The sequence below is a fragment of the Limimaricola litoreus genome, assembly GCF_024159025.1.
GTDB lineage: Bacteria > Pseudomonadota > Alphaproteobacteria > Rhodobacterales > Rhodobacteraceae > Limimaricola > Limimaricola litoreus.
Window position 1 is genome coordinate 17,449 of the sequence record NZ_JAMYXC010000072.1, and the last position, 9,593, is coordinate 27,041.

The following is a 9,593-nucleotide window of genomic DNA, read 5'->3' on the forward strand; positions in this document are numbered from 1 at the left end:
AATGAGCCATCAGGATCCGAGAGATGAGCTGGTCGGGCATCTGCCGGCCATGCGGGCCTTTGCGCTGTCGCTGACGCGCAATGGCGCCCAAGCCGACGACCTCGTGCAGGACACGGTGGTCAAGGCTTGGACCAATTTCGACAAGTTCAAGCCCGGCACCAATTTGCGCGCCTGGCTGTTCACCATTTTGCGCAACACGTTCTACTCCGGGCGCCGCAAGGCGCAGCGCGAGGTGGCCGACGTCGATGGCGTCTTCACCGCCTCCCTGGCCGAGAAGCCGGCGCATGACGGTCGTCTGCAGATGAACGATTTCCTGCGCGCCTTTGCCGCGCTGCCCGACGAGCAGCGCGAGGCGCTGGCTCTGGTGGGGGCGTCGGGCTTTTCCTACGAGGAAGCCGCGGGCATGTGCGGCGTGGCGATCGGCACCATCAAGAGCCGGGCCAACCGGGCGCGCGTGCGCTTGGCCGAACTGCTCGAACTCGATGACGATGACGGGCTGGGCATGACGGACGAGGCGACCATGGCCGTTCTGGCGGCGCAAGGTGGGTCCCACTTGTGAGCGAGGCGACAGGCGAGCGGAACCGGGCGGCTTCGGCCGGTCGTTGGTTCAGTGCGCATGGGCTGGTGCTGCGCGTGGTCGCCTTTCTGACGATCGCGCTGATGCCCATCGGGCTGATCGCGATCTACCAGACCGCCGAGTTCCAGCGCGAAACGCTGCGGCGGTCCGAGCTTTCTCTGCTGGCGCTCACCGCGCAGGCGGGCGCGCCGGTGGAGCAGACCATCGAGCGCGCCTTCGGCGTGGCCGAAGCGCTGGGCGTGGTGATCGATGAGCTCGATGACCCGGCGAGCTGTTCGAGCTATCTCGACCGCTACATCGAGGGCCGCAGGCTCTATGCGATGATCGGCCTCGTCGACCCCGACGGGACGATGCGCTGCTCCTCGCTCGACCGGCCTCTGGACATGCGCGACACCGGCATCTGGGCACAGATGTCGGTGACGCCTTCTTCCATCGTGACGCTGAGCCAGCGCCCCGAGATCGCCGATGAGCCGGTGATCAACGTGGCCAGCCCGATCGAGGAGGATGGCCGCTTCATGGGCTATGTCCAGCTGGCGATCCCGCAGCGGCGCATCGCGGCGCCCTCGGGGCTGATCACGGCCGAGCGCCGGCCGATCCAGCTGGTGACCTACAACGAGCTGGGCGAGCAGCTGACCGTGCAGAACCCCGACCGGCCGCTCGACAGCCTGCTGCCAAAGGATTTCGACCTCTCCTCGCGCACCGGTCTGCGCGGCACCGCCACGGCCGCGGTCTCGCCCGAGGGCGAGCGGCTGGTCTATGCCATGACCCCGCTGGTAACGGGCGCGGTCTTCGCGCTGGGAATCTGGCCCGCCGCCGAAGGGTTCGCCTCGCCGCTGCTGCCGAGCCTGTTTCCCATCCTGATGTGGGGGGCGAGCCTGCTCGTTGCCTATTACGCCATCCACCGGCTGGTGATCCGCCATGTCAGCCGGCTCGGCCGCTCGATGCGCCGCTTCGGGGCGAACCGGCAGCTGCCCTCGCAGGCCAGCACCGGGGACATGTCGCGCGAGCTGCGCGAGATCGAGGGCGAGTTCGTGCAGATGGCGGGCAACATCCTGCAGGACGAGGCCCGGCTCGAGGACCAGCTGCGCGAGCGCGGCATCCTGCTCAAGGAGGTGCACCACCGGGTCAAGAACAATCTGCAGCTCATCTCCTCGATCATGTCGATGCAGATGCGCCGCACCCCCGACGCCACGACCCGCGAGATTCTCAGCCGGTTGCAGGACCGTGTGCTTGGCCTCGCGACGATTCACCGCACGCTCTACGAAAGCCAGGACGTGGGCCGGGTCAACGCCGCGCGGCTGCTGCGCGAGATCGTGGCACAGCAGGGCGCAGCCTCGGCTCCAGGCTCCAAGCTTTCGACACGGCTCGATCTCGAGGATCTGGAGCTTCTGCCCGATCAGGCGGTGCCGCTTTCTCTGCTGACCTCCGAGGCGCTGGCCAACGCGCTGAGCAACGTCGCGCCGGACGAGACGGGCGAGGCCTGGGTGGCGGTATCGCTGCGCCGGGAGGCCGAAGACATGGTGCGGCTCGAAATCGCCAATTCGACCGCGGCCGAAACGCCGCGGGACGCAGGCGCCGCGCGCAGCCAGGGGCTCGGCACCAACCTGATCCAGGCATTTGCGGCACAGCTCGGTGGACCCAGCGAGACCTCCCACGAGTTGGGCGTCTATCGGCTCTCGACCCGTTTCCGGGTTCGGGAAATGCAATATGACCCGCAGGATTATTGATGGCACCAGGGAGCGACAACGGTATCGGGATTCCACTGCGCGAACGGCGCGGAACCGCCAAGACGGATACGGACTACGCCGAGAACCACCCCGAGCACGCGCGGTGGGCGCGAGAGGCGCTGCCCGACCCGGTTTTGCCGGACGACCCGGACGTGCCTATGCCGCTGATCACCGCGGAACAGGGCTACCCGGTTCTGGAGCGCTGCTTTCTCGAGGCCAGGCACAGGGTGCGCATGTCGTTTCGGGTGTTCGACCCCTTCACCCAGCTGCATTCTGCCTCGGCCCGCAAGATCGGTGAGCTGTGGTTCGACCTCATCGCGCACAAGCTGCGCGAGGGGCTCGAGGTCGAGATCGCGATCACCGATTTCGACCCCATTGCCGTAAACGGCATGCATGCCATGACATGGGACGCGATCCGCGGCCTGATCGCGGCGGGGGAGGCCTCGGGGCACCCGGAGCGGCTCAAGCTGCGCGCGGCGATGCATCCCGCGCGGGTCGGCCTCGTGCCGCGAACGCTGCTGTGGTACAAGACCTGGAACATGCTGCGCACCACGGCGCGCCAGATCGGCAGCCTGCCGCGCGAGGAGCGCGAGGAGATGCTGCGGCTCAGGCCCGGGCTGGGAGGGCACCTGACCACGCGGCGCGGCGCGCTCGCGGCAAAAATCTGGCCGATCCCCGAGCTCTATCTCGCCACGCATCACCAGAAGCTCGCCATCTTCGACGACGACTGGCTCTACATCGGCGGGCTCGATCTCGACGATCGCCGCTATGATACCTGGCGGCACGACCGGCCTGCGCAGGAGACATGGCACGACGTGCAGCTGCTGATGGGCGGCTCGATCGTGGCGGATGCGCATCGCCATCTCGACAGCTATCTCGCGGTGAACGCGGGCGCCGCGCCGAAGCCCGCGGGCCGCATCCTGCGCACGCTTTCGGCCCATCGCCGCCCGGCGATCCTGCGCATGTCGCCACAAAAGAAGGTGTCCGAGATCCTCGACGCGCAGCGCGACATGTTCTCGGGCGCGCGCGACCTGATCTATATCGAGACGCAGTTCATGCGCGACCGCGATATCGCGCGCACGCTGGCGCGGGTGGGGCGGGCCAACCCCGCGCTCGGCCTCGTGCTGGTGCTGCCCGCGGCCCCCGAGGACGCGGCCTTTTCTGAGGCACGGGTCGATGCGCGCTACGGCGATTACCTGCAGGCGCGCTGTGTGCGCAAGATCGCGCGTGCCTTCGGCGACAGGGCGCTGATCGTCTCGCCCGCGGCGCGACGACGCGCCACCGACGAGGATCGCGGCCCGCGCGCGCGGATCTACCGCGCCCCGATCATCTATGTGCATGCCAAGGTCTCGATCGTCGACGGCGCGGATGCGATCGTCTCATCGGCCAATCTCAACGGTCGCTCGATGCATTGGGACACCGAGGCCGGGGTCAGGCTGCAGCGCGCGGCCGAGGTGGCGCCTTTGCAGACGGCCTGCATGACGCATTGGATGGGAGAGGACGGCCCGCCGCGCGCGGGCGAGAGCGGCCTCGATCTGGTGGCGCGCTGGCGCGGCATGGTCAATGCCGATCGCGCGCAGGTGCCCGAGCTGCGCAAGGGCTTCTTGCTGCCCTATCCGCTTCGGCCGGCCTGGCGGATGGGTCGCAACCTGCCGGGCGTGCCCGAGGCGATGGTCTGAACGCCGCGACGCGGCGGAACCCTGCCCGCCGCGCCGCGTTGCGCCCTGACACGACCAATGAGGACGCCATGACCATCGCGATGATGGTGGCCGCCCTTGCAGGTCTGGTGGTGGTCGCATTTCTGATATTCCTGCTCACCGGTGGTGATGACTGAGCGGCGGGACGGGAAGGGACCATGGCCGTTTCGCTGCCGGACGGTCGCCGCAGGCTCTCCGTCGCGTCCGATCTGCCCGGGCGCGGCGGGGCCGCCCGCCGCGCGCATGGGGGCGGCTGTTGAAACCCCCCGGGCGGACCACTAAGACTCTGTCAGGACAAGATCCGCATAAGACGCAAGCGTTCCCGAAAAGGCAGAGCAGATGCACGATCCCGTTGAGACCTACATGAACCTCGTCCCGATGGTGGTCGAACAGACCAGCCGGGGCGAGCGCGCCTACGACATCTTCTCGCGCCTGCTGAAGGAGCGCGTGATTTTCGTGAACGGCCCGGTGCACGATGGCATGAGCCAGCTCATCGTCGCCCAGCTTCTGCACCTCGAAGCCGAGAATCCGAAGAAGGAAATCTCGATGTACATCAACAGCCCCGGCGGTGTCGTCACCTCCGGCCTGTCGATCTACGACACGATGCAGTACATCCGACCCAAGGTTTCGACGCTGGTGATCGGCCAGGCCGCCTCGATGGGCTCGCTGCTGCTCACCGCGGGCGAGAAGGGCATGCGCTTCTCGTTGCCCAACTCCCGCGTCATGGTGCACCAGCCATCGGGCGGCTATCAGGGCCAGGCGACGGACATCATGATCCATGCCGCCGAGACCCAGAAGCTTAAGAACCGGCTCAACGAGATCTACGTGCATCACACCGGCCAGCCGCTGGAGAAGGTCGAGGCGGCGCTGGAGCGCGACAACTTCATGTCGCCCGAGGAGGCGCGCGACTGGGGCCTGATCGACGAGATCCTGACCAGCCGCGGGCAGGGCGACGAGAAGACGCCCAACACCGCCGGTTGATCCGACGCACGGTCACCCCTCAAACCGGGGTGACCGACGCTTCCGGGCCGGGATTTTGGCGTTGTGGCCGCGAAATGGCTGCCCTATCGTTTGGGCAAGGGCAGTCCGAGAGAGATAAAGCAGGGCCGATGGCCCGGGGGTTCGATATGGCAAGCACGTCCGGCGGCGACAGCAAGAACACGCTCTACTGCAGCTTTTGCGGCAAGAGCCAGCACGAGGTGCGCAAGCTCATCGCGGGACCGACCGTGTTCATCTGCGACGAATGCGTCGAGCTGTGCATGGACATCATCCGCGAGGAGACCAAGGGCTCCGGCCTCAAATCGACCGAGGGCGTTCCGACCCCGCGAGAGATCTGCGACGTGCTCGACGATTACGTGATCGGCCAGATCCACGCCAAGCGCGTGCTCTCCGTCGCGGTGCACAACCACTACAAGCGGCTCAACCACGCGGCCAAGGCCGGCGATCTCGAGCTTGCGAAATCCAACATCATGCTGATCGGCCCCACCGGCTGCGGCAAGACCCTGCTCGCCCAGACCCTCGCGCGGATCCTCGACGTGCCCTTCACCATGGCGGATGCGACGACGCTGACCGAGGCCGGCTATGTCGGCGAGGATGTCGAGAACATCATTCTCAAGCTGCTGCAGGCCTCGGAATACAATGTCGAGCGGGCGCAGCGCGGCATCGTCTACATCGACGAGGTCGACAAGATCACCCGCAAGTCCGACAACCCTTCGATCACCCGAGACGTCTCGGGCGAGGGGGTGCAGCAGGCGCTGCTGAAGATCATGGAAGGTACCGTCGCCTCCGTGCCGCCGCAGGGCGGGCGCAAGCATCCGCAGCAGGAATTCCTGCAGGTGGACACCACCAACATCCTGTTCATCTGCGGCGGTGCCTTCGCCGGGCTCGACAAGATCATCGCGCAGCGCGGCAAGGGCTCGGCCATGGGTTTCGGCGCCGACGTGCGCTCGGATGACGACCGCGGCATCGGCGAGATCTTCGGCGATCTCGAGCCCGAGGACCTGCTGAAGTTCGGCCTGATCCCCGAATTCGTCGGCCGCCTGCCGGTGATCGCCACGCTGACCGACCTCGATGAGGAGGCGCTGATCACCATCCTCACCGCACCGAAGAACGCGCTAGTCAAGCAGTACCAGCGCCTGTTCGACATCGAGGACACCAAGCTGACCTTCACCGACGACGCGCTCAAGGCCATCTCGCGCAAGGCGATCGAGCGCAAGACCGGCGCGCGCGGCCTGCGCTCGATCATGGAGGGCATCCTGCTCGACACCATGTTCGAACTGCCCAGCCTCGACAGCGTCACCGAGGTGGTCGTGAACGAGGAAGCGGTGGGCGATGGCAAGCCGCTGATGATCCACGCCGACGGCGCCAAGAAGGAAGCTGCCTCGGCGAGCTGAGGCGGCACGGAGATTGCAACGCGGAAGGGCGGATCGGCGAAGGCCGGTCCGCCCTTTGCCGTTTGCAGCGCGTTTCAGTGCCGCATGTCGCAAGGGGCAAACCACCGGCCCTCCCGTGCAAGACCCCGCACCCCACTGGACCTCGCGGCCGCTTTGCGGCATGACGGGGCGCAGGACAGGAGACCTTTCATGAGCCTCGGCAGCATTCTCAAGCGCACCTTCACCTGGTGGAACGGTCAGACCTTCGGCACCCAGCTCTTCACTTGGCGCAAGGGCCAGAAGGTGGGCGAGGACCGGCAGGGCAACATCTTCTACCGCACCGCCGACGACTCCAAGCGCTGGGTCATCTACAACGGCGAGGTCGAGGCGAGCCGCATCGCCCCCGAATGGCACGGCTGGCTGCACCGCATCTGGGATGCGCCGCCGAGCGAGCGTCCGCTGGTGCACCGTCCCTGGGAGAAAGAGCACGAGCCGAACCACACCGGCACGGCCATGGCTTATGCGCCCAAGGGCTCGATCCGCCGGGCCGCCCCGACCGACATGAAGGATTACGACGCGTGGCAGCCCGAATGATCCGCGCGGGCGCCATGGCGCTCGGCCTGCTGGCGGCGGGCCCGCTCGCCGCGCAGGAGGCTGCGGTGGCGCCGGGCGGCGTGCTGCGCGTGCTCGACAAGATCACCGGCATCGTCACCGATCTCGACCTTGCCGCGGGCGAAAGCGCGACCGTGGGCCATCTCTCGATCGAGCTCGACGAATGCCGCTACCCCGCCGACAACCCGGCGGGCGACGCCTTCGAGCGGCTGATCGTGCGCTACCAGAAGATCGAGGACCCGGTGTTCCAGGGCTGGATGATCGCCTCGGCGCCCGCCCTCAACGCCATGGACCACCCGCGCTACGACGTCTGGCCGTTGCGCTGCAGGACCTCCTGAGCCGGCGCCGGGGGGCCGGGGGCGAGGAAATCGCCGCGTCCCTCCAGCGCCTCGGCCAGCGCCGCGCGGTAGCGGCCGCGCGGGGTCTCGGTAAACCCGAGGCTCTCCAGATGCGGCGTCAGGAACTGCGCGTCGAACAAGGTGAAGCCGCCCAGCCGCAGTCGGTCCACCAGCCAGACCATGGCGAGCTTGGAGGCGTCCGTGCGGCGTGAGAACATGCTCTCGCCGAAGAAGGCCGCCCCGAGGGTCACGCCGTAGATCCCCCCCGTCAGGACGCCGTCGTGGCGAACCTCGACGCTATGGGCAAAGCCCAGGCGGTGCAGCTGGGCGTAGAGCGCGAAGATCTCGTCGTTGATCCAGGTCTCGGCCCGCTCGGCGCAGCCCGCGACCACGCTATCGAAATCGCCGTTCACGACGATCTCGAAGCCACCGCGCCGCATGCGCCGTGCAAGGCTTCGCGAGATGCGAAAACGATCAAGTGGCAGCACGCCGCGCTGGCGCGGGTCGACCCAGAATATCTCCGGGTCGTCCCGGCTTTCGGCCATGGGAAACACGCCCTGCGCGTAGCCGTGCAGCAGCAGCTCTGGCGTGAGCCGGGGCTCGGGCCGCGAAGACATGCGCGGCCCCCGCATCAGCCCTGGAGCGTCTGTTCGAGCCAGCGCTCGAGCCAGTGGATGTTGTAGTCGCCCGACTGGATGTCGGCCTCGCCGAGCAGCGCGTGATGCAGCGGCACCGTGGTGTCGATGCCGTCCACGATCAGCTCCCCCAGCGCCCGGTTGAGCCGCGCCAGCGCCTCGGCCCGGTCCTGGCCATGCACGATCAGCTTGGCGATCAGGCTGTCGTAGAAGGGCGGGATGCGGTAGCCGTCATAAAGCGCGCTGTCCATCCGCACGCCAAGGCCGCCCGGCGCGTGATACTGGGTGATCCGGCCCGGGCAGGGCGCGAAATTGGGCAGCTTCTCGGCGTTGATCCGCACCTCGATCGCATGGCCGCGGATCTGCAGGTCGCCTTGGGTGAAGGACATCGGCAAGCCGGAGGCGACGCGGATCTGCTCGCGCACCAGATCGACGCCGAAGATCGCCTCGGTCACCGGATGCTCCACCTGCAGGCGGGTGTTCATCTCGATGAAGTAGAACTCGTCGTTCTCGAACAGGAACTCGATCGTACCTGCGCCGGAATAGTTGATCTTGGCCACGGCATCGGCGCAGACCTTGCCGATCCGGTCGCGCAGCTCTTGGGTGATGCAGGGGCCGGGGGCCTCCTCGAAGACCTTTTGGTGGCGGCGCTGCAGGGAGCAGTCGCGCTCGCCCAGATGCACCGCGCCGCCCTTGCCGTCACCGAAGACCTGGATCTCGATGTGGCGCGGCGTGGTGAGGTACTTCTCGATGTAGACCTCGTCATTACCGAAGGCGGCCTTCGATTCGGAGCGCGCGGTCTGGAAGGCGCGCTCGATCTCGGCCTCGGACTTCGCGACCTTCATGCCGCGCCCGCCGCCGCCGGCGGTGGCCTTGATGATCACCGGGTAGCCGATCTCGGCGCCGATCTTCTTGGCCGCCTCGACATCGGGCACGCCGCCGTCGGAGCCCGGTACGCAAGGCACGCCCAGCGCCTTCATCGTGTCCTTGGCGGTGATCTTGTCGCCCATCATGCGGATGTGCTCGGCCGAGGGGCCGATGAAGGTCAGCCCGTGATCCTCGACCGCCTGCACGAAGGCGGCGTTCTCGGACAGGAAACCGTATCCGGGATGGATCGCCTGCGCGCCGGTGATCTCGCAGGCCGAGAGGATCGCCGGGAAGGAGAGGTAGGACTGCCCCGAAGGGGGCGGGCCGATGCAGATCGCCTCGTCGGCCATGCGCACGTGCATGGCGTCCGAATCGGCGGTGGAGTGGACGGCGACGGACTTGATGCCCATCTCGCGCGCGGCCCGCACGACCCGGAGCGCGATCTCGCCGCGATTGGCGATGAGGATCTTGTCGAACATGGGGCTCACTCGATGATCATCAGGGGCGCACCGAACTCGACCGGGCTGCCGTCCTCGACGAGGATGCGCTTGACCGTGCCGGTGCGGGGCGCGGGGATCTGGTTCATGGTCTTCATCGCCTCGATGATGAGGACGGTGTCGCCCTCCTTCACCTGCGCTCCGGGAGTGACGAAGGCGGGCGAGCCGGGCTCGGCCTGAAGATAGGCGGTGCCGACCATGGGCGAGGTCACCGCGCCGGGGTGGCTGGCCGGGTCTTCGGATGCGGCTGCGGCGGCCGGTGCGGCCGCGG

Annotated in this window: 10 protein-coding genes; 7 read left to right on the forward strand and 3 right to left on the reverse strand. The window is 67.5% G+C overall.

What is annotated here, in order from left to right; translation table 11 throughout:
- Position 1: 1 nt before the first annotated feature.
- The 7 genes from NHG85_RS05465 to NHG85_RS05495 all read left to right on the forward strand — a co-directional run bounded on the left by NHG85_RS05465 (position 2) and on the right by NHG85_RS05495 (position 7,323).
- Positions 2 to 559: an RNA polymerase sigma factor gene (locus NHG85_RS05465; protein WP_253330547.1), complete on the forward strand. Its 558-nt coding sequence runs from the start codon at positions 2 to 4 to the stop codon at positions 557 to 559.
- Positions 556 to 2,304 (forward strand): sensor histidine kinase, encoded by a 1,749-nt coding sequence (locus NHG85_RS19820; RefSeq protein ID WP_253330548.1) that lies wholly within the window; start codon positions 556 to 558, stop codon positions 2,302 to 2,304. The genes NHG85_RS05465 and NHG85_RS19820 overlap by 4 nt, the downstream gene beginning before the upstream one ends.
- The gene (locus NHG85_RS05475) at positions 2,304 to 3,983 is read left to right on the forward strand and encodes a phospholipase D-like domain-containing protein (protein ID WP_253330550.1); all 1,680 of its coding nucleotides are present in this window, start codon (positions 2,304 to 2,306) and stop codon (positions 3,981 to 3,983) included. The genes NHG85_RS19820 and NHG85_RS05475 overlap by 1 nt, the downstream gene beginning before the upstream one ends.
- 357 nt (positions 3,984 to 4,340) lie before the next feature.
- Positions 4,341 to 4,982, forward strand: coding sequence for an ATP-dependent Clp protease proteolytic subunit (locus NHG85_RS05480; protein ID WP_253330552.1), 642 nt, complete (start codon positions 4,341 to 4,343; stop codon positions 4,980 to 4,982).
- 146 nt (positions 4,983 to 5,128) lie between these two features.
- Positions 5,129 to 6,394 carry an ATP-dependent Clp protease ATP-binding subunit ClpX gene (gene clpX, locus NHG85_RS05485; protein WP_253330554.1) on the forward strand — a complete coding sequence of 422 codons (1,266 nt, stop codon included), beginning with the start codon at positions 5,129 to 5,131 and terminating at the stop codon, positions 6,392 to 6,394.
- 189 nt (positions 6,395 to 6,583) lie between these two features.
- On the forward strand, positions 6,584 to 6,967 hold the full coding sequence (locus NHG85_RS05490; RefSeq protein ID WP_253330556.1) for an NADH:ubiquinone oxidoreductase subunit NDUFA12: 384 nt from the start codon (positions 6,584 to 6,586) through the stop codon (positions 6,965 to 6,967).
- Complete coding sequence (locus NHG85_RS05495) at positions 6,964 to 7,323, forward strand: DUF2155 domain-containing protein (RefSeq protein ID WP_253330562.1); 360 nt, start codon at positions 6,964 to 6,966, stop codon at positions 7,321 to 7,323. The genes NHG85_RS05490 and NHG85_RS05495 overlap by 4 nt, the downstream gene beginning before the upstream one ends.
- Here NHG85_RS05495 and aat read toward each other — a convergent pair.
- From aat to NHG85_RS05510, 3 genes are all read right to left on the reverse strand, one after another.
- Positions 7,287 to 7,940, reverse strand: a complete 654-nt coding sequence (gene aat, locus NHG85_RS05500; protein ID WP_253330558.1) for a leucyl/phenylalanyl-tRNA--protein transferase — start codon at positions 7,938 to 7,940, stop codon at positions 7,287 to 7,289. The two genes, NHG85_RS05495 and aat, sit on opposite strands and share 37 nt — an antisense overlap.
- Before the next feature lie 14 nt (positions 7,941 to 7,954).
- On the reverse strand, positions 7,955 to 9,304 hold the full coding sequence (gene accC / locus NHG85_RS05505; protein WP_253330561.1) for an acetyl-CoA carboxylase biotin carboxylase subunit: 1,350 nt from the start codon (positions 9,302 to 9,304) through the stop codon (positions 7,955 to 7,957).
- A gap of 5 nt (positions 9,305 to 9,309) precedes the next feature.
- A partial coding sequence (locus NHG85_RS05510) for an acetyl-CoA carboxylase biotin carboxyl carrier protein (protein WP_305884594.1) occupies positions 9,310 to 9,593 on the reverse strand: 284 nt, incomplete at its 5' end.

Excerpts from the sequence above, each read along its gene's own strand:
- NHG85_RS05475 (WP_253330550.1), top strand. The coding sequence starts at position 2,304 with ATGGCACCAGGGAGCGACAACGGTATCGGGATTCCACTGCGCGAACGG.
- clpX (WP_253330554.1), top strand. The coding sequence starts at position 5,129 with ATGGCAAGCACGTCCGGCGGCGACAGCAAGAACACGCTCTACTGCAGC.
- NHG85_RS05465 (WP_253330547.1), top strand. The coding sequence starts at position 2 with ATGAGCCATCAGGATCCGAGAGATGAGCTGGTCGGGCATCTGCCGGCC.
- NHG85_RS05480 (WP_253330552.1), top strand. The coding sequence starts at position 4,341 with ATGCACGATCCCGTTGAGACCTACATGAACCTCGTCCCGATGGTGGTC.
- NHG85_RS05490 (WP_253330556.1), top strand. The coding sequence starts at position 6,584 with ATGAGCCTCGGCAGCATTCTCAAGCGCACCTTCACCTGGTGGAACGGT.
- NHG85_RS05495 (WP_253330562.1), top strand. The coding sequence starts at position 6,964 with ATGATCCGCGCGGGCGCCATGGCGCTCGGCCTGCTGGCGGCGGGCCCG.
- aat (WP_253330558.1), bottom strand. The coding sequence starts at position 7,940 with ATGTCTTCGCGGCCCGAGCCCCGGCTCACGCCAGAGCTGCTGCTGCAC.
- accC (WP_253330561.1), bottom strand. The coding sequence starts at position 9,304 with ATGTTCGACAAGATCCTCATCGCCAATCGCGGCGAGATCGCGCTCCGG.